This is a genomic window from Bradyrhizobium sp. CCBAU 051011 (genome assembly GCF_009930815.1).
In the GTDB taxonomy this organism is placed as follows: Bacteria; Pseudomonadota; Alphaproteobacteria; order Rhizobiales; family Xanthobacteraceae; genus Bradyrhizobium.
This window is the reverse complement of sequence record NZ_CP022222.1, coordinates 6,709,683-6,728,696: the sequence shown is the minus strand read 5'-3', so window position 1 is coordinate 6,728,696 and position 19,014 is coordinate 6,709,683. Positions and strand designations below refer to the sequence as shown.

The window sequence follows — 19,014 nt, the reverse complement described above, 5'->3', positions numbered from 1 at the left end:
CGGCCCCCGGGGTTTTTCATTGGCGCTTCTGAAACGGCACTCAGTACTTCGCGACGACCGGCGAATTGAAGTGATAGTTGATGCCGGTGCGGAACACGTGCTCGGTCACCGAACGGGTTGCCGTCGCCGGGGTAGCGCCGACGATGAAGTTGTCCGAGTTCGAACCGAGGTCGACATAGAGATATTCGGTCTTGGTCGTCCAGTTCGGCCCCAGCAATCCAAGCAGCGTAAAGGGCGTCTCGATGCCCGCGCCGGCAGTCCAGCCGGCGTTGGTATGCGAGAACGATTGCGTGACCGGGACGCCGGTGGCGAACGTGTTGATCTTGGTCTTGATGTTACCGTACGCGAGACCGCCGGTCGCGTAGAATAGGGTCGAGCCGACCGAATAGCCCACCCGCCCGCGAACCGTACCGAACCATGGCAACGTGGCATCGTACGCCGCGAAGAGCCCGGCCGTGCAGGTGAGAATGCACGTCTTGTTGTCTTTCTGGGTGCTGCCCTGAATATCAGCCTCGAGACCGAACACCCAGTTGGCCGCCTGCCAGTTGTAACCCGCCTGGACGCCGCCATTGAGCCCGTCAGGCGCGAGGTTGAACGACTCGACAATCGGCACCGCCGGTATGCTCAGCGAGCTGCGATCGCGGCCTGTACCGGACCCGAAATTGCCACCGAGATAGAACCCGGCCCAGTTGGCGGCAGCGACCGGAGCATATGCCTTGCCGCCGATGCGATAGTTCAGGCCGACCCGGAAGATGTTCTCGCGAATTTCGGTATTGATCGGAGCCGTCGCAAGAAGGGTGGAAATGTCGGTCTTGTTGCCGAGATTGAGATAGAGATACTCGATCTTTCCAGTCCAGTTGCCGCCCAGCGACGCTTCGACGCCGCTGCCGAAGACCCAGCCACTTTGCGTGCGGTCGGTGGAGAAGCTGGACGCGAGCGGGCCGATCACCTGCGTCGCGTTGGTCTTGACGTTTCCGAATGCGTAGCCGGCGGTCACATAGCTCAACACTGGACCATTGGCGATGCCGACACGTCCGCGGGCGGTGCCGAACCAGTCGAGCTTCTGGCTGTAGCTTGTCGTAATGGGACCGTTGACAAAACGGGTGCGGTCATCGCTCAGGTCGCCGCCCTGAATATCCGCCTCGACGCCGAAAACGATCGGTCCGAGCACCGAACCCGTCTGCCAGTTGTAGCCGATCTGGCCGCCGCCGAAGCCCCCCTGCGGCGACGCATAGAACGAATACGGCGAGCCTGAATTGAGCCAGTCGTGTTGAAAGCGATCACGGCCTATGCCGACGCCGGCGTTGACGCCGATGTAGAAGCCGGTCCAGTCGTAGACGGCTGCCAGTGCGGGAGCTTTGGTGTAGGGCCTTGCGGCGAGGTCTGCGGCGATTGTCGGAGCGGAACCAAGGCCAACGAGCGCGGTGGCCAGCAGATACTTCTTCACCTTCATTTACAGCATTCCCAGTCCGGCATTCCCAGAACTTCCCGACGCAAGATTGGTCGGCACTTGGGCAGTGTTTCTACTGGATTCGGATTCTAATGCTGTAGCCCAGCAGCCACATCTTTCCGTGAATTCGCCAGCCCCGAATAACGCGACAATATCCGAACAGAATCATATGGTTAGGGGCCGATCTTCAGCGCTTTTTTTGGGCCACAACAAACAGCATCGGCGCCATCTTGTGGTCGAATCCCCGGACCTCGCCGCGCTCGATCGACAGCGCGTTCCAGTTTCCTGCCTCGGCATAGGTCGCACGCAGCCAGTCCTGCGAGGGATAATTGTAATAGCGACTGAGCGTGTCGCGGCCGTCGGCGTCACCTTCCTTGTAAGAGGCGAAGAACACGCCGCTCGGTTTCAATGCGCGCCAGATCAACGAAAGCACGGTCGCAAGCTGGTCGCGTGGAACATGCAGCAGGCAGGCATTGGCCCAAATACCGTCGAACGCCTCGACTTCGTCGAGCTCGTGGAACAGCAGCGTCTCGACCGGACGGCCGAGGCGCTTTGATGCCACCTCGGCCATTTCCGGCGATCCGTCGGTCGCGCGGACATCGAAACCTCGCGCCAACATTTCCGCGGTGTCGCCGCCTGCCCCGCATCCGAGTTCAAGAATGGTTGCGGCCGGTGGCAGCAGCGCCAGAAACGCCGTCAGCCGCGCCTGACGCGAGGTGATCTCGCGCCCGGCATAGGCCTCGGCATTGCTGCGGTAGAACTGCAGCGTCGCTTCGTCCACCGCAGCACCTCTTGTCACGGAAACAGCGCGATCTGCTCCAGCCCCGCCGTCTCGGGCAGGTCGAACATCAGGTTCATGTTCTGGATCGCCTGTCCGGCCGAACCCTTCACCAGATTGTCGAGCGTGGATATCACGATCGCCCGGTTCTTGATGCGGTCGGCGACGACGCCGATCTGCACATAGTTGGAGCCACGCACATTCTGGGTCTGCGGCAGCACGCCCTTCTTCGCGACATGCACAAAGGGCTCGTTGGCGTAGGCCTTCTCCAGCGCGCCGCGCAGATCGTCCGGCGTCGCGCCGCCCGCGAGCTTGACATAGGACGTGCATAGTTCGCCTCGCGCCATCGGGATCAGGTGCGGCGTGAAGTTCACTGTCACCGCAGAGCCGGCGGCGACGCCGATCTCCTGCTCGATCTCGGGCGCATGCCGGTGGGTGCCGACCGAATAGGGCGACAGCCCCTCGCCCGCCTCGCTGAACAGCGTGTTCTGCTTCAGCCCGCGCCCTGCGCCGGTGACACCCGATTTCGCATCGATGACGATGTCGTCGACGTCGATCAGTTTTGCCTTGGCAAGCGGCACCAGCGCGAGCAGCGCCGCGGTCGGATAGCAGCCTGGACAGGCGACGAGCCGCGCCGACGCGATCTTCTCCCGGTAGAATTCGGTCAGGCCATAGACCGCCTCGCTTTGCAATTCGAGCGCCCGGTGCTCATGGCCGTACCATTGCGCATAGGTGTCCTTGTCGCGGAGCCGGAAATCGGCGGACATGTCGAGGACCTTGATCTTCGGATTGGCCTTCAGGACCGCGGCGATGATTTCCTGCGTGGTGCCGTGCGGCAGCCCGCAGAACACCGCGTCGAGGCTGGTCCAGTCCACTTTCTCCCATTCCACGAGTTTCGGCAGGTCCAGCATGAAGAAATGCGGAAAGACATCGCCCATCGCCTTGCCCGCATGGGTGTTGGCGGTGAGTGCGCTGATCTCGGCATTCGGGTGCCGCGCCAACAGGCGCACCGCGTCGGCCCCGGTGTAACCGGAGGCGCCGAGAATGCCGATCTTCTTCTTCGAACTCATCACGCGTTCCCTTTACTTCTCGGCAAGGCCGAGCATCAGCCGCATGTTCTGCACGGCTGCGCCAGAGGCGCCCTTACCGAGATTGTCGAGCCGCGCGACGAGCACCGCCTGACGATGTTTTTCGCTGGCAAAGACGTAAAGCTCGAGCTGGTTGGTCTCGTTGAGCGCCTCGGGCTCGATCCGCCCGCCTTTGGTCGCCGCGTTCTCGAGCGGCATCACCGAGACGTACTTGCTTCCCGCGTAGCGCTTGGCCAGTGCGGCGTGCAAGTCGGCTCCGCTGGGCTTGCCGAGCAGCGTGTCGAGATGCAGCGGCACCGAGACCAGCATGCCCTGCCGGTAATTGCCGACCGACGGCACGAAGATCGGCCGCCGCGTTAGCCCTGAGTAAAGCTGCGTCTCCGGCAGATGCTTGTGCTCGAAGCCGAGGCCATACAATTCGAAGGACGGCGCGCTGCCATCCTCGAAACTGGCGATCATCGACTTGCCGCCCCCCGAATAGCCCGAGACCGCGTTGATGGTGACGGGATAATCGGCCGGCAACAGACCGGCATCGACCAGCGGCCGCAACAGCGCAATCCCACCGGTCGGATAGCAGCCGGGATTCGAGACTTTTCGCGCGGCCTTTATCTTGTCGGCCTGATCCGGCGTGAGTTCCGGAAAACCATAGGTCCAGTCGCTGGCGACCCGGAATGCGGTCGACGCGTCCAGCACCTTGGGCGCGGACGCGCCCATGCTGTCGATCAGCGCAACGGTTTCCTTCGCCGCATCGTCGGGCAGGCAGAGGATGACGAGGTCCACCTCCTCCATCAGCGCCCGCTTGGCGCCGGCATCCTTGCGCTTATCCTCGGCGATGCTCTTCACGACGACATCGTTCTGCAGCCGCAGGCGCTCCTGAATGCCAAGGCCCGTGGTGCCAGATGCGCCGTCAACGAACACGGCGGGCTTGGTCGCGGCGCCGGCGGTTTTCGGCTGGTGGCTATCGGTGAGGGTCATGGCACGGTCCTTTCGAGCTGGTTCGTTTCGTCGGCAAAGGCATTGGGCCGCGCCTCTTTCATCAATCGTGCAATCTCTTGCGCGCCGGCGTCAGCCTGCGCGGCAAGCGATCCCGCAACCGCGGCATAGTCGGTCTCGGACTTGTGCTGGTTCAGCTTGAAGCTGCCTTCAATTTCTTCAACCGTCATCTCAAGACCCACGATCGCCTTCTTCATCGCTTCCAGCCGCCCGGCCGTCATCTTCGACGACAGCCACGGTTTTTTTGGCAGCAGCCGCGCTTCGAACTTGGCGCTGAGCGCCTCGATCTGCGCAGCGAGTTCATCTTCGGACATCGCCCGCACCGGGCCAGTCAGATGCACCGCCTGATAGAGCCAGGTCGGCACCTGATCCGGCGAAACGTACCAGTCCGGCGACACATAGGCATCCGCGCCGTTGACGGCCAGCAGCCAGGACGTCGTCCCGCCCGCGAGCTTTACCAGCGGATTGTGACGCGCAACATGAAACGCCACGCGCGGCGTGCCGTCATTGGCCGAGGTCAGATAGAACGGCAGCGACGAGGCGACCGGCTTTGCGCCATCCCACGCGCAGGCCAGCCCAAAGCCGCGCGCTTCCGCGAACGCGAGGCTCGCGGCGCGGTCGGACTTGAACGGTGGTGGCGTATACATCTCAAACTCCTGCTTGACGTAGGAGCCGCCAGTTCAGTCCGCGATTTCTGGAAAAGGAAGAAGCCGCGGGACCGGATCCGGCGGCAGGGGCGATGATCCTAAACGCAGACGACCGCCCGAACCGCGATGGCGCGGCGGCGGCGAGCGATGGCGATGGTCGAAGCGTTGATCATGGGCGCGGCTATAAGGCCGCGCCCGCCAGACGTCAAGAGATAGTGCCGTCATTCCGGGGCGATGCGCAGCATCGAACTATGGGGCGCCCTTGCGCCCCTGAGAATCTCGCGATTCCGGGTCTGGTGCTAACGCACCGTCCCGGAATGACGCTTCGTATCAGATCACTGGATTCCACGGTGCCGGGATCAGCCGGTAACCATTGCCGTCCTTCTCGACAAAGCCATTGGCCGGGAACGGATAATGGAAGCCCTGGACCCGCATCTTGTCGGCGACCAGCATGTCGTAGACCCGGCGGCGAGTCTTTTCCGCCAGCGCCGGATCCTGGTCGAACATCAGGTGCCAGCCCGGATTGGCGACGAACAGCGCCGGTAGGTTGGTCACGTCGGACTGGATGAACACCCTGTCGGAGCCGGAGGCGAGCACGAACGAGGTGTGGCCCGGCGTGTGGCCGACAGTTTCCACAGCGGTCAGTCCCGGTGCGACTTCCTTGCCCCATTCGTAGGGCGTGGCCTTCTTGTTCAGGCCCGCCTCGAACACGCGGCGGGCGTTCTTGAACACGGTCTGCATCCGCCCTTCCGGCGCCCGGCTCATCTCGCCGTCATCCATGAAGTATTTCCATTCCGCCGCCGGCACCAGCACTTCGGCATTGGGGAACGCCAGCTTGTTATCGGCGTTCAAAAGCCCGTTGATGTGGTCGCCGTGGAAGTGCGAGATCACCACCATGTCGACCGCATTGGGATCGAACCCGGCGGCGACCATGTTGGTGGCGAACTGTCCGACATTGCCCTTGCTCGAGGCAAAGGCGGCCGCGCCATTGCCGGTGTCGACTACCACGAGCTTGCCGCCTGTGTTGATCACCAGCGGCGCAAACTGGATCGACATCTTGTCCTTTGGCATGAAGTTCTTTTCGAGCGCCGCGTTGACTTCGTCCTTCTTGACGTTGAGCACGAAAGTATCGGGCAGCGCGAAATTGTTGACGCCATCCGAGATCGCCGTCACCTGGGCATCCCCCACCTTGTAGCGATAGAAGCTCGGCGCCTGCTTGTCCGCGACCGGCGCTGCGGCCCTGGCGGGCGCTTGCGGCAACAGCGGCGTGGCGGCGAGTGCCGCGGCGCCAGTGAGTGCGTGACGACGTGTCAATTCCATAGTGATATTCTCCCCAGTGAGACGATGGATGCGGTTCGCGGGAATTCGCGTTTCTTGCCTGCCCTTGTTCGGTCGCGGCCGAACCTATCAGCGATTCTGCGTTGGCGCGACGACAGCCGGGCGACGGCAATGCGAAGATGGCTCCAGTATCGTGGGAGCTAACACCCGCGCCGTCAGCTTATTCCAGCATGCCCTACGCCAGACGCCACAGCCATTCGGCGATCTTGCCCATGACGTCGCCGACCAGCAGCAATGCGGCCGACCAGATCAGCGCGGAAACGAAATTGGCGATCTGGAATGGCCAGTAGGACATTTCGAAAATGCCGGCGGCGAGCGGCACCGAGGCGCGCAGCGGCCCGAAGAACCGGCCGATGAAGATCGAGGGCACGCCCCATTTTTTCACGAACTCTTCGCCGCGCGGCAGGATCTCGGGATAGCGCGACAGCGGCCACATCTCCGCGACGTGCTCCTTGTAGCGGTAGCCGACCCAGTAGGAGACCCAGTCGCCGAGCGCAGCCCCAATGCCGCCGGCGAGCCAGACCGGCCAGAAGCTGATGCCGCTGACGCCAATCAGCGCGCCGATCGCGACCAGCGCTCCCCAGGCGGGCACCAGCAGCGAAACGAAGGCAAGCGATTCGCCGAATGCCAGCAGCAGGACGATCGGTGCGGCCCAGGCCTGGTTGTCGCGCACGAAATCAGCCAGCGCGCGCACATAGTCTTCCATATCTTGAGTGCCTTCCCAGCCCCGTTAATGCCGTTGAATTCCTCCGATTCAAGGCTCAGGACAGCTAAGCCAGCCGCTTGCGTGACTTCAAGTCACAATGGCGGGGACGGGTTGTGATTAAAGGCCGCTCGTCCCCTCCCCCGGGGCGTCGTTCCATGTCGTGTCGCCCCGGTTTTTCGAAAGCCGATCAGCTCTGCGGCTGTGGCGGGCGTCGTGGGGGTCGCGGCCTGGCCGCACGGGGTGGCGCGGCAGGCTGCAGGGTCACAATGACCGGATTTGGCTTGTGATCCAGCGCCGCGCCGGTCGCAGCATCGACGCCCATTCCGACCAGGCCACCGAGCAGGACATTACCGGCGAAGCCTGCCGCCCCGGTTCCGGGGATCTCCTTGGTCAACGGAATAATCTGCGGCTCATAGCCTTCCTTGCTGACCGTTACGGTGATGTCGGCGTTGCGCTTGGCCTGAACCACGCATGGCGTCACGCAAGCCGTTGGAATATCCAGCCCGGTAATTTCGGCTGTCGCGCCCGCTGGCGTGCTCGAAATGGAAATATTCTCTGTCGTTCCCCGTGTCACCGAGGCACACCCAACACACGGCGCCGCGATTGCGACGGCCAGCACTAGTCTGATAATCATTTGATCGGTCCCCCTGCCCGCCGGAACATTCCGACAACCGCAAAGTGAATGCAAGGGCACGCCCGCGCCGACGTTGACATATAGTTGTTTGCAAGCCCCGCGCTGCAGCCTTAAGAGCCGCGAAGCGCCCTTGCCCACCGTCACCTTTTGAGCCCATCCGTGGCATAGTCAGACCAACCGATTCGCTCGCGCGAGATCGCGCGCAACACCTAAAGAGCCATGTCCAAGCCATTGAAATCTGCAGCAAAACCTAAATCCGCCAATGACCTCTTCGGCGCGGAATCGAAGGGTCGCGCCGCGCCCAAGGCCGCCTCGCGCGGAACCAGCGCCGAGGCCGGCTATACCGCGGCCGATATCGAGGTGCTGGAGGGATTGGAGCCGGTGCGCCGGCGTCCCGGCATGTATATCGGCGGCACCGATGAGAAGGCGCTGCACCATCTGTTCGCCGAAGTCATCGACAACGCCATGGACGAAGCTCTGGCAGGGCACGCCTCGTTCATCGAGGTGGAGCTGAGCGCCGACGGATTTCTGACGGTCACCGACAACGGCCGCGGCATCCCGGTCGATCCGCATCCGAAATTTCCGAAGAAGTCGGCGCTCGAAGTCATCATGTGCACGCTGCATTCCGGCGGCAAATTCGACTCCAAGGTCTACGAGACCTCGGGCGGCCTGCACGGCGTCGGCGTTTCCGTCGTCAACGCCCTCTCCTCGCGCCTCGAGGTCGAAGTCGCGCGCAGCCAGAAGCTCTATCGCATGAGCTTCGAGCGTGGTCATCCCAAGGGCAAGCTCGAAGACCTCGGCAAGATCAACAATCGCCGCGGCACCCGCATCCGCTTCAAGCCTGATACCGATATCTTCGGCGCCAAGGCAGCGTTCAAGCCGCAGCGCCTGTTCAAGATGACGCGCTCGAAAGCTTACCTGTTCGGCGGCGTCGAGATCCGCTGGCGCTGCGATCCTTCGCTGTTGAAGGGCGTCGAGGACGTGCCCGCCGAGGATAGCTTCCACTTCCCGGGCGGCCTGAAGGATTATCTCGGCGCGGCGATCCACGCCGACACGCTGGTGCACCCCGATATCTTCTCCGGCAAATCGGGCCGCAACGGCGCCCATGGCGCCTGCGAATGGGCTGTGGCGTGGACCGCGGATGCCGACGGCTTCCTCTCCTCCTACTGCAACACGGTGCCGACGCCTGATGGCGGCACCCACGAATCCGGCCTGCGCAGCGCGATGCTGCGCGGCCTGAAAGACCATGCCGAGCGCATCGGCCAGGGCAAGCGCGCCGCGCCCGTGACGTCGGAAGACGTCATGGTGGGCGCCGCCGTGATGCTAAGCGTGTTCGTGCGCGAGCCAGAATTCCAGGGCCAGACCAAGGATCGTCTCGCCACTGCGGAAGCGCAGAAGATCGTCGAACAGGCGATCAAGGATCCGTTCGACCACTGGCTGTCGGGCAATCCGCTGCAGGCCAACAAGCTCCTGGATTTCGTCATCGAGCGCGCCGACGAGCGGCTGCGCCGCCGCGCCGAAAAGGAAATCTCGCGCAAGACGGCGGTGAAGAAGTTGCGCCTGCCCGGCAAGCTCACCGATTGCACGAATACGGCAGCCGAAGGCTCCGAGCTGTTCATCGTCGAGGGCGACTCGGCCGGTGGCACCGCCAAGCACGCGCGCGACCGCAAGACGCAAGCGATACTCCCCTTGCGCGGAAAAATCCTCAACGTCGCATCTGCCGGCAAGGACAAGCTCACCGCCAACGCCCAGCTCTCCGACCTGATGCAGGCGATCGGCTGCGGCACGCTTGCACATTACCGCGAAGAGGATTTGCGCTATTCCCGCATCATCATCATGACCGACGCCGACGTCGACGGCGCACATATCGCGTCGCTCTTGATTACGTTCTTCTACCGGCTCACGCCGCGGTTGATCGACGAGGGACATCTCTATCTGGCGGTGCCGCCGCTCTACAAGCTGACCCACGGCAGCAAGACGATCTACGCACGCGACGATGCACATAAGGACGCGCTCCTGAAGAGCGAGTTCAACGCCAATGCCAAGGTGGACGTCAGCCGATTCAAAGGGCTTGGCGAGATGATGTCGTCCCAGCTCAAGGAAACCACCATGGATCCGGCCAAGCGCACGCTGCTGCGCGTGGTGCTCATGGCCGACGACCGCGAAGGCACCGCCGATTCTGTCGAGCGGCTGATGGGAACCAAGGCCGAGGCGCGGTTCGCCTTCATCTCCGACAAGGCGGAATTCGCCAGCGACGACCTGCTGGACGTCTGAATCGCCGCTTTCAGGCTCTTTTCGGGCGATTTCCGGCCAATATGGCCGGATAACGCCGGTTTGCGCCTGTTTCCTGGGTGGTTTCGCAACCGCCGATTTCGGGCACCTGTGTTCCTCACGCAACAGCAATTTCGGCGGAACTGCGTATAGTCACGGTACTGGATTTTGGGAATCGGCGCTCGCGCACCCCAGTCGGGGATCTACTGGGGCACCTAGGTGAAGGATTTGAAAATGAAGAAATTGGTGATCGCGCTGGCTGCGGCAGCGACTTTCTCGGCCCCGGCCGTTGCGGCGGATCTCGGAGCTCGCCCTTATGCCAAGGCTCCGGCCCCTGTAGCCGCCGTTTACAACTGGACCGGCTTCTACATTTTCGGCGGCGGCGGCGGCGGGCTCTGGAACGCCGATAGCAACGTGCAGACCTTCCCCGGCGCGATTGCCATTACCCGCGATCAGCGAAATGGTGGCAGCGGCTGGTTCGGAACGGTGGGTGCCGGTTATGATATGCAGTTCGCTGGCCGATGGGTGGCTGGTATTTTCGGTGACGCGCAGTTCGGCGATATCCGCGGCTCCCTCACGGATCCCTTCTTTCAGACCGAAGGTCGTATGAAGCTTGAGACCAGCTATGCCGCTGGTGTGCGGCTGGGCTATCTGGTTGCTCCCAACGTGTTGTCTTACGTTAATGCCGGTTACACTGGTTCGGAGTGGTCGGGTACGACTCAATCTGACCTTTTCGTCGGTGGTGTCGGCGCCATTTACACGACGCCTTCCTTCGATCGGAATGGATGGTTTATTGGCGGCGGCGTCGAGAACAATCTGGACCTTTTCGGCATCTCGGCTCCCGGCTGGTTCATGAAGACAGAGTATCGCTCTGCTTTCTATGACCGCGTCACCTTGCCCGGGACGGTCACGCCTGCCCTCGGCGGCGGTCCGACCGGAACCGCTGTGACCTTCAAGCCCTGGACGCAGACCATCAGCACCTCGCTGGTCTACCGCTTCAACTGGGGCGGCCCCCCGGTCGCCGCCAAGTACTGATTTCTTCGAAATCGGCAATTCAAAAGCCCCGGCATCGTCCGGGGCTTTTTTGTTGTCCGGATTTAAGATCTTTTCGAACCGTCTTAGCCGCCAGCCACCACTGCCGCTTTCAGCGACCGGTACGCGCGGCTCAGCCGGCACTCGATCTCTGACCAGTCCGTCTCCGTCATCCCCTGCCCACGCGCGTCGCGCCAGGCCATCGCCTCGGCGCGGCCGATACCTGACATCACCAGCGACGGATCGTCGGCCCGCTTGCCGTAGGTGATGGCAGCGACGCGGGCGACCGTCAGGCCGTACTGCGCCGGGGCCACGGCTTCGCGCCGCGCCTGCCACCAGTCGAGTTCGAGACGCGCGGCCTCCTCGGCATCGAATCCGCCGGGCGCGGCGGATGCCAGCAGGCGGTAGTAGATCACGAGCGGCGGCAGCGCGGCGTTGGCCGCTTCGCGGGAGCGCGTCGGCTGAAACGCTCTTGCGGCCTGCGCGGCTACCCAGGCGATCCGGAAGCTGTCGAGCGGCGCGAAGCCGAACTGCGTCCGCGACAGCTCGTAGAGATGGTAGAGCAGCGCGCCATAGCGCTTCTCGTAATAGTCGCGCCACATCGCCGTCTCCAGTTGGGCGATTTCGGCCGGTTCGAAGCGGCGCAGATCCGCCTGCCGCGGCCACGACGCGTAGGCGACAACGAAGCCCGGAACAAACGCGAAGGCAAGCGCGAGCGCGACAGTAACGGTCCGGCGTTTCATGACGACCCTTGAATGACGGTGGAGTGACGTGCGGTCTTGCCGAGCCGGCCGGCTTCCTGTTCGATCGGGAAGCTACGGCCACCGCCGACAACGGTTTCCTGCGGCGGCCCAATAGAATTTTAGGCAGGCCGCACGGCGTCCAGAGACCGTCGGCAGGAGGAACCCATGGCCAGATCGCTTTCGATCATCGGCTTTCTGGCGCTCGCCGTCGGCCTGCTATGGATCGGTCAGGGCACCGGCGTGTTTCCGTGGCCACCATCGAGCTTCATGATCAATCAACTGCAATGGGCCGGCTATGGCGCCCTGCTCGGCGCCGTCGGCCTGATCCTGATCTGGCAAGGCAACCGCTAGACTGCTTCTCGCTGGTCATGGCCGGGCTTGTCCCGGCCATCCACGTCTTTAAACATCGGCGGCAAGGAAGACGTGGCTGCCCGGGACATAGGCGAGCGCAAGCGACGCCGTCCCTCCGGACGGCTATGCCCGGGCATGACAAGGAAGGGAATCGCAATGACAACAGGACTCTTCGACCTTACCGGCAAGGTAGCCATCGTCACCGGCGGCAATGGCGGCATCGGGCTCGGCATGGCCCGCGGCCTCGCGCAGGCGGGCGCTGCGGTTGCCATCGTCGGCCGCAACGAGGCCAAGTCGGCCGGCGCGGTCGCAGAGCTTGCGCAGGGCAGCGCCAAGGCGATTGCGGTCGCGGCCGACGTCACCGACAAGGCGGCGGTCGCTGCGATGACCGAGCGCGTCGTGCGTGAGCTCGGCCGCATCGATATCCTCGTCAACAATGCCGGCATCAACATTCGCAAGCCGCCGCATGCGCTCGACATTGCCGAGTGGAACAGCGTGATCCAGACCAACCTCACCAGTGCCTTCCTGTGCTCGCAGGCGGTCTATCCCGCGATGAAGGCAGCGGGCGGCGGCAAGATCATCAATATCGGCTCGATGATGTCGATCTTCGGCGCCAGCTTCACGCCGGCCTATGCCGCGAGCAAGGGCGGCATCGTGCAGTTCACGCGCTCCTGCGCCTGCGCATGGGCGGCCGACAACATCCAGGCCAACGCCGTACTGCCGGGCTGGATCGACACCGACCTCACCAAGCGCGCCCGCCAGGAGATCGATGGCCTGCACGACCGCGTGCTGGCGCGTACGCCGGCGGCGCGCTGGGGCGCGATCGGCGACTTTGCCGGCATCGCCGTGTTCCTCGCCTCGCCTGCCTCGGATTTCCTCACCGGCACGGCGATTCCGGTCGATGGCGGATATTCGATCATGGGTTGAAGCGCCATCCTCGCACAGGCGACTGACGAAAAAGCCCCGGACGATGCCGGGGCTTTTGCTTGCGCTGGGGCGTAGCACGCTCGGTATTTGCTTGGCGATCCACACAACCCGAAGCAGTCAGTTCCAAAACGCCGCCGATCCCGATTCGGAGGTATGCACCCATTGAGCGAGCACGTAATCGCATAAGCGCCGGTAATATATTATAGGGCAGGCGAGTCGAATCGCTGGAATTCGTTAAGTGTCACTCGTAATCGGCCTCGATGAAGATCCGTCCCCGGGCGTCGTTTGGGTGGAGGATCGTCGAAACCTCGATGTTTTGCCCGTTTCCCAACCGAATTTCGGCGATGCCTTGGTCCTCACGCGTCGAAGGTTTGCGACTGTGGCGTGCAGGTGACAGCCTTGGTGCGACTCCTGGGCTATGTTGCATCCACATCAATTGCCCGCATTACTTGTCTGAAAATTGGGGAACACAATGAAAAAGCTCGCTATCGCCGCCGCCGCCCTGGCCATCGGCACCGCCAGCGCTTCGGCCGCTGATCTGGCTGCCCGGCCTTACACCAAGGCTCCCGTCGCGCCTGTCGTCGCCGTCTACAACTGGACCGGCTTCTACATCGGTGCACAGGTCGGTTACGCCTGGGGTGACAACAGCACCCGTGAGTTCGTCACCGTAACGGGCCTGCCCACTGGCTTCAATCAGGGTTTCAACACTGACGGCTTCGTCGGCGGTGGTCACCTCGGCTACAACTGGCAGTTCGGTCAGTTCGTCTTCGGTCTCGAAGGCGACATTGAAGGCGCCGACATCAATGGCGGCTATCGCCTGGCAAACCTCAACGGCACGGACTTCCGGATCGATGCTCAGGCCTCTATCCGTGGTCGCCTCGGTGTAGCCTTCAACAACTCGCTGCTCTACGTGACCGGTGGTGCGGCCTGGGCCGATATGGACCACACCTACGTCTTCGCGAACACCCTGTTTGAAACCCACTCCACCACCCGCACCGGCTGGACCGTGGGCGCAGGCTGGGAATACGGCTTCACGCCGAACTGGTCGGCCCGTCTCGAGTACCGCTACACCGATTTCGGCAGCTTCCGGAACAACTCGGTCTTCTCGTTCCCCGGCTTCACCTACGAGCATGACCCGGTGTTCCACACTGTGCGTGGCGGTATCAGCTATCGCTTCGGCGGTCCGGTCGTCGCGAAGTACTGATCCGACTACCTGATAGCCTCAACAGCTCAAAGCCCCGGCATCGTCCGGGGCTTTTTGTTGCCTAGATGTGGAGCCTCAACAGGTTGTTCCCGGTTAGAGCGAGTCTGCTGATGGGTGGCATCGCGCCGATACTGCCATGAGGGCGATGCCAATTGTAGCGGTGAAGCCATCTTGGCAGTTCGGCGGCGCGTTCTCCTGAGGTGTTGTAGGCGCGGGCATAAGCCCACTCGCGCAAGCTGGTCTGAATGAAGCGTTCGGCCTTACCGTTGGTCTTCGGCGTGTATGGCTTGGTGCGAATGTGCTTGAGGCCGAGGCGCTGGCAGGCTTTGCGGAAGGCGCGCGATTTATAGCAAGAACCGTTGTCGGTCATCACCCGCTCGACCCTGACGTCCAGGCTGGCGTAGTAAGCGATCGCAGCTTTGAGGAAGGCCACGGCGCAACCCTGCCGTTCGCTCTTCATGACCTTGCTGAAGGCGATCCGGGAAGCATCGTCGATACAGACGTGGACGTATTCCCAGCCAGGCCCTTCGCCGCGGGCACGCAGGTTGCTCTGACCGGTTCGATCGCCGGTGATGCGATGGCCTACCTGGTTGAACTTGCCGAGCTTTTTGATGTCGATGTGGATCAGTTCGCCGGGATGTTCACGCTCGTAGCGCCGCACCGGTTCGGCCGGTTCCAGGTCGCGCAACCGGTTCAATCCCAGTCGCCGCAGGACACGACTGACAGTCGCCGGAGAGATGCCGAGTTCGGCCGCGATCTGCTTGCCCGTGTGGCGCTGTCGGCGCAGCGCCTCGACCGCAGCGCATGTGGCAGGCAGGGTTTGGCCTGGCAATGAATGGGGCCGTGAGGAGCGATCACGCAACCCATCAACACCTTCCTCCCGGGAGCGCTTGACCCATTTGGCGACCGTCTTCGCTGTGACGTTGAACCGGAGCGCGGCTGCGGCCTTCGTCAGGCCGCCCTCGATCACGCTCCGCACCATGGCCTCTCGACCTTTCGGCGTCAGAGGCGCATTCTTATGGGTGTCCATTCGGTCCTCCGGGGATTGGCTAAAGCTTCGACAACTTCAGCTTCCTCGTTCAGGACTGGATGGACAACCTCCTGAAAGCTCACACCTAGAGCATGATCCGGAAAAGTGTGCAGCGGTTTTCCAAAAAGATCATGCTCAAACAAAAAGATAAAGCGGGATGACGATTCGAAGAAAAGTCATCACGCTTTAGTCGGGCACAAACTAGCTGCCCGGCGACTGCACGTGCTCGGGCCGCACGCCCAGGCCCACAAATCGCGCCGTGATGCCTTGCAGCCAGGGCACCGCGGTGACCAGCCGCATCACGAACGGAACCTTCAGCGGCTGGTTTCCCGGCTTCAGCGCCGCGTTGACGATGTTGTTCTGCACGACCACCTGCATCCGCTGAGTCATCCGCACCGGAAACGTGCGGCGCCGGCGCACCGCGTCGAGTTCATCCTCCGATGGACAGCCGCTCACCAGCTTCGATGCCAGCAGGTTCGCGGTCGCGACCGCATCCTGCACCGCGAGGTTGACGCCGACCCCGCCGATCGGCGACATCGCGTGCGCAGCGTCGCCGATGCACAACAGCCCCGGCCGCGTCCAGCGCTCCAGCCGGTTGACTGCAACGGTCAACAGCTTGACGTCGTCCCAGCTCTTCACCTCGGCGAGTCCGGGTTTGAGGATCGGCGCCATCCGCGCAATATCGTCGAGCAGCGCGGGCAGTCCCCTCGCCTTCACCGCATCATGCTGCCCCTTGGGAATGACGAACGCGCACTGCCAATAGTCGCCACGGTCGAAGGTCACCATCATCTTGCCGGGCTCGACCCGCGCAAACAGGTTCTCGCCCTGGCCCTCCCGCTTGCCGGCGCGAAACCACAGCACATCCATCGGCGCGCCGATTTCCTCGACCGCAAGGCCCGCGCGCTCGCGCAGCAGCGAATGGCGGCCGTCGCAAGCAATGGTGAGATCCGCCTCGATATCGATCACGCCATCCGGCGTCCTTGCCTTGACGCCAGAGATACGCTCGCCGTCGCGAAGCAGATCGATCGCTTCGGTCGACATCATCACCTTGAGTGAAGCGAAGCGCTTGCCGCTCTCGCGCAGGAAGTTGAGAAAGTCCCACTGCGGCATGAAGGCGATGAAAGGATATTTGACGTTGAGCCGGCCCAGATCGGCAATCCGCACGGCCTCTCCCCCGAACATGCCTTCCATCTTCTGCAGGCGCTGATGCGGCAGCTTCAGGAATCCGTCGATCAGCCCAAGCTCATCCATCACCTGCAGCGTGGATGGATGCACGGTGTCGCCACGAAAATCGCGAAAGAAGTCGGCGTGCTTCTCCAGCACCACGACCTCGATGCCGGCGCGTCCGAGCAGATATCCAAGCATCATGCCGGCCGGCCCGCCGCCGACGATGCAACAGCGCACTTTCATCGCGCTACCCCATCAATCGTGTTACGCGAATTGTATAGGGTATCTTCCAGCCCAAGGGAATTGGTCGCGAATTGGTCGCCGCCGCTGCGGCGCGTACTTTGCCGTCGATATTGCTTAAGACCGGCTCATGCCTGCCTGCTCTGATCCGTAGCCTGAAGCAAATTGAGACTGCGCACGCGCGACCATGCCGCCCACTACCCCGACGCCGAGAACGTAGATCCAGCCTTCGTGGAAATCGAACAGGTGCGAATTGAACAGCGAACTGACGAAGTTCTGAACCACGACCACCATTCCGATCCACGCCGCAAGCGTCGATCCACGAAACAGCTGCAGGTGAAAGTACCACATCGCATACAGGAAGAGGCAGCCGAGCACGCCCCACTGGATGGCGGCGTAAAGCGTCTGGTTGTGCGGGTTGCGAATGGACCAGCCCCACTCGCCGCTCTTGCCTTCAGCTTCTCGTTCAAACAGCTGCTTGGTCGATCCGGTACCGTGACCGAAAATCGGCGACTCCGAAATCGATCTGACCGACGCGCGCCAATACGCCAGCCGCAGGCCGTTCGAGGTCGCAGCCGGAGTTGCGGCATTGGAATCCACAGTGACCTGCGAGTCCTGCACCGTGCGCTCGACGCGGTCGCGCAGATAGGGTGACGTGAACAGGACAGCACCCTCGACGATCGCCGCGAACGCGAGCAGATAGATTGCGTGTCGCCGGTTCAGATATTTGAAGGCAAAAAGAACCAACAGCACGGGGAAGCAGACCAGCGTGGTGCGCGACGTCGCCACAAACCGCATGTCGCAATAAAAGCCCAACATGATGGCTGCGAGCGCGATAGCCCAGGCGCGATGGCCGTTTGCAGCAAATGACAGCAGCAGCGGCGCCACGGCAAACAGGCACAACGCGAATTCGTGGCTTTGGTCGATGTAGTTTCTGACGGGGACTCCGGCCATGCCGCCCGGCGAAGGCTTCCAGTCCGCGAAATATGTCGCCCATGACACTCCCATGAGGAGAACGCAGGAAGCCAGGAAGGCGATCAGCACCCAGTGCCCGCGCTCCGAACGCTGGTAGTGATAGATGACAAGCGGAATGGCCAAGAGCTTTACGACGGGACTGAGCCCCAGCAATTTTGCCGCAGCGGTATCGCCGGCCCAGAGAACGCCGAGGAGCGCCAGTGCAAAGAAGGCCAGAGGCACGGACCGCGCCGGCGCACGCAAGGATTCGAAGAACGCCGGCCAGTGAATCGTGGGCAGCACGATGGCCAGCCACACCGCCGTAAATACCGAGACCGCTGTCGTCGACCATGGCAGCGCGGCTGCGGCCAGTGCCGGGTAAACATCAACGCTAAGCAACCAGAACCGGGACAGCGGCCAGGCCGCAACGAACCCTGGAATTCCCGGTCTCAAGACTGGAGTGGCGGCCAACTCTGACATACGCAACACAACTCAAAACAGATTTTACAAACGAAGCTGCAACTGCAGCGACACCGCAGATGTCCGAAGTGATCGTCTCTTCGAGGTGTCGGCTAATCCACTTGGATGCAGGCACATGATGGCCAAAAGAGGAGCCATTTCGGCCGGCGATATGGTGAACATCCGGCCTTTTATCGCGGCCGTTGCATCGCTGCCCTGCACTCGTCCGCTTCGCGCCGCGCAGATACCTCATTCTGCACGCATTGGTTGATGCGACATTGGGGACAAACGGATCAAAGAGCCGCCGCGCGAAAACTGAAATTTGCGCAGCCATTTCAAGCTGATTTGGGCAGTCCAGTCGTCGGCCGAAAAATATACTGCTTTCCCTCGCACCCAAATCAGTGGCTATTTCCACCCGTCTCGACCCGGCAAGAGGGGCGTATCGCGATCGTCACGAACGCGGGACGGGATGCGGTGGACGCGACAGCGTCAGGCGCGAGACGTTGTTCGCAGGGCGGATTCTTCCGTGAGCGAGCACCGCGCGCAGGATGACGGCGCTTGTTGCGTACGGCAAAACCGTGTGGTCCTGACACCCGTGGCTGGTGCCAAGCTGCCGGTGACTATTCTGATCCAACCGGATCGATGCGTCATCAAGCCGGCAGTGACGGAGGCCAGAGGAATTCGGCTCCGGGGAGATCACGGCATAAGCCGTCAACCCATTGCGCAGGGAATGCCGGCGTGCCTCGGCTGTACCTGTATGCTCGTGTGCGCATTTCTTTCCACACATTGCACACGAGACCGCGGGTGCAGCAAGCACCCGGCATTCCCTGCTCCCTCGTTTGGAGGGAGGAAAGAAGGTTCATGCAAACCTCGGGCGCGGTGCGCCGCGAGAATGCAAAGCTCTGTCCACCGTCATTGCTGCGGAGCGAAGCAATCCATTGTCGCCGAGCATGCCGAAGGATGGATTGCTTCGTGGAGCCTGTCATCGGGCGGTGCTTCGCG

At 62.5% G+C, this 19,014-nt stretch carries 17 protein-coding genes; 5 read left to right on the top strand and 12 right to left on the bottom strand.

Going from position 1 to position 19,014, the window contains the following annotated elements; translation table 11 throughout:
• Positions 1-40: 40 nt before the first annotated feature.
• The 8 genes from ACH79_RS31590 to ACH79_RS31555 all read right to left on the bottom strand — a co-directional run bounded on the left by ACH79_RS31590 (position 41) and on the right by ACH79_RS31555 (position 7,634).
• Positions 41-1,447, bottom strand: a complete 1,407-nt coding sequence (locus ACH79_RS31590) for an outer membrane protein (protein ID WP_246738746.1) — start codon at positions 1,445-1,447, stop codon at positions 41-43.
• A 190-nt stretch (positions 1,448-1,637) separates the two neighbouring features.
• On the bottom strand, positions 1,638-2,231 hold the full coding sequence (locus ACH79_RS31585; protein WP_161854438.1) for a bifunctional 2-polyprenyl-6-hydroxyphenol methylase/3-demethylubiquinol 3-O-methyltransferase UbiG: 594 nt from the start codon (positions 2,229-2,231) through the stop codon (positions 1,638-1,640).
• Between the two features lie 14 nt (positions 2,232-2,245).
• On the bottom strand, positions 2,246-3,298 hold the full coding sequence (gene argC, locus ACH79_RS31580) for an N-acetyl-gamma-glutamyl-phosphate reductase (RefSeq protein ID WP_161854437.1): 1,053 nt from the start codon (positions 3,296-3,298) through the stop codon (positions 2,246-2,248).
• Positions 3,299-3,310: 12 nt separating this feature from the next.
• Positions 3,311-4,291: an N-acetyl-gamma-glutamyl-phosphate reductase gene (argC, locus tag ACH79_RS31575; protein ID WP_161854436.1), complete on the bottom strand. Its 981-nt coding sequence runs from the start codon at positions 4,289-4,291 to the stop codon at positions 3,311-3,313.
• On the bottom strand, positions 4,288-4,956 hold the full coding sequence (locus ACH79_RS31570) for an FMN-binding negative transcriptional regulator (protein ID WP_161854435.1): 669 nt from the start codon (positions 4,954-4,956) through the stop codon (positions 4,288-4,290). The genes argC (ACH79_RS31575) and ACH79_RS31570 overlap by 4 nt, the downstream gene beginning before the upstream one ends.
• Before the next feature lie 330 nt (positions 4,957-5,286).
• On the bottom strand, positions 5,287-6,276 hold the full coding sequence (locus ACH79_RS31565; RefSeq protein ID WP_161854434.1) for an MBL fold metallo-hydrolase: 990 nt from the start codon (positions 6,274-6,276) through the stop codon (positions 5,287-5,289).
• 193 nt (positions 6,277-6,469) lie between these two features.
• Entirely contained in the window at positions 6,470-7,000 is a 531-nt protein-coding gene (locus tag ACH79_RS31560) for a DedA family protein (RefSeq protein ID WP_161854433.1), read from the bottom strand.
• Between the two features lie 187 nt (positions 7,001-7,187).
• Positions 7,188-7,634, bottom strand: coding sequence for a PEGA domain-containing protein (locus ACH79_RS31555; protein ID WP_161854432.1), 447 nt, complete (start codon positions 7,632-7,634; stop codon positions 7,188-7,190).
• Between the two features lie 219 nt (positions 7,635-7,853).
• Between ACH79_RS31555 and parE the strand changes: the two genes are divergently transcribed.
• Both parE and ACH79_RS31545 read left to right on the top strand, forming a co-directional pair.
• Entirely contained in the window at positions 7,854-9,908 is a 2,055-nt protein-coding gene (gene parE / locus ACH79_RS31550) for a DNA topoisomerase IV subunit B (RefSeq protein ID WP_161854431.1), read from the top strand.
• A 231-nt stretch (positions 9,909-10,139) separates the two neighbouring features.
• Positions 10,140-10,940, top strand: a complete 801-nt coding sequence (locus ACH79_RS31545) for an outer membrane protein (RefSeq protein ID WP_161854430.1) — start codon at positions 10,140-10,142, stop codon at positions 10,938-10,940.
• 83 nt (positions 10,941-11,023) lie between these two features.
• Here ACH79_RS31545 and ACH79_RS31540 read toward each other — a convergent pair whose 3' ends face one another.
• Positions 11,024-11,680 (bottom strand): hypothetical protein, encoded by a 657-nt coding sequence (locus ACH79_RS31540; protein ID WP_161854429.1) that lies wholly within the window; start codon positions 11,678-11,680, stop codon positions 11,024-11,026.
• A gap of 165 nt (positions 11,681-11,845) precedes the next feature.
• On the opposite strand from ACH79_RS31540, the gene ACH79_RS31535 reads away from it, so the two are divergent.
• The 3 genes from ACH79_RS31535 (at position 11,846) to ACH79_RS31525 (ending at position 14,162) form a co-directional block, all read left to right on the top strand.
• A complete protein-coding gene (locus ACH79_RS31535; protein ID WP_161854428.1) occupies positions 11,846-12,031 on the top strand; it encodes a hypothetical protein in 186 nt (61 codons plus the stop codon).
• A 156-nt stretch (positions 12,032-12,187) separates the two neighbouring features.
• Positions 12,188-12,958: an SDR family NAD(P)-dependent oxidoreductase gene (locus ACH79_RS31530; protein WP_161854427.1), complete on the top strand. Its 771-nt coding sequence runs from the start codon at positions 12,188-12,190 to the stop codon at positions 12,956-12,958.
• A 472-nt stretch (positions 12,959-13,430) separates the two neighbouring features.
• Positions 13,431-14,162 (top strand): outer membrane protein, encoded by a 732-nt coding sequence (locus ACH79_RS31525; RefSeq protein ID WP_161854426.1) that lies wholly within the window; start codon positions 13,431-13,433, stop codon positions 14,160-14,162.
• A gap of 61 nt (positions 14,163-14,223) precedes the next feature.
• Here the strand turns inward: ACH79_RS31525 and ACH79_RS31520 are convergent, their stop codons facing one another.
• The 3 genes from ACH79_RS31520 to ACH79_RS31510 form a co-directional block, all read right to left on the bottom strand.
• On the bottom strand, positions 14,224-15,192 hold the full coding sequence (locus ACH79_RS31520; protein WP_161852537.1) for an IS481 family transposase: 969 nt from the start codon (positions 15,190-15,192) through the stop codon (positions 14,224-14,226).
• Between the two features lie 201 nt (positions 15,193-15,393).
• A complete protein-coding gene (locus tag ACH79_RS31515; protein ID WP_161854425.1) occupies positions 15,394-16,602 on the bottom strand; it encodes an FAD-dependent oxidoreductase in 1,209 nt (402 codons plus the stop codon).
• Positions 16,603-16,716: 114 nt separating this feature from the next.
• Positions 16,717-18,033 (bottom strand): O-antigen ligase, encoded by a 1,317-nt coding sequence (locus ACH79_RS31510; RefSeq protein WP_161854424.1) that lies wholly within the window; start codon positions 18,031-18,033, stop codon positions 16,717-16,719.
• Positions 18,034-19,014 lie beyond the last annotated feature (981 nt).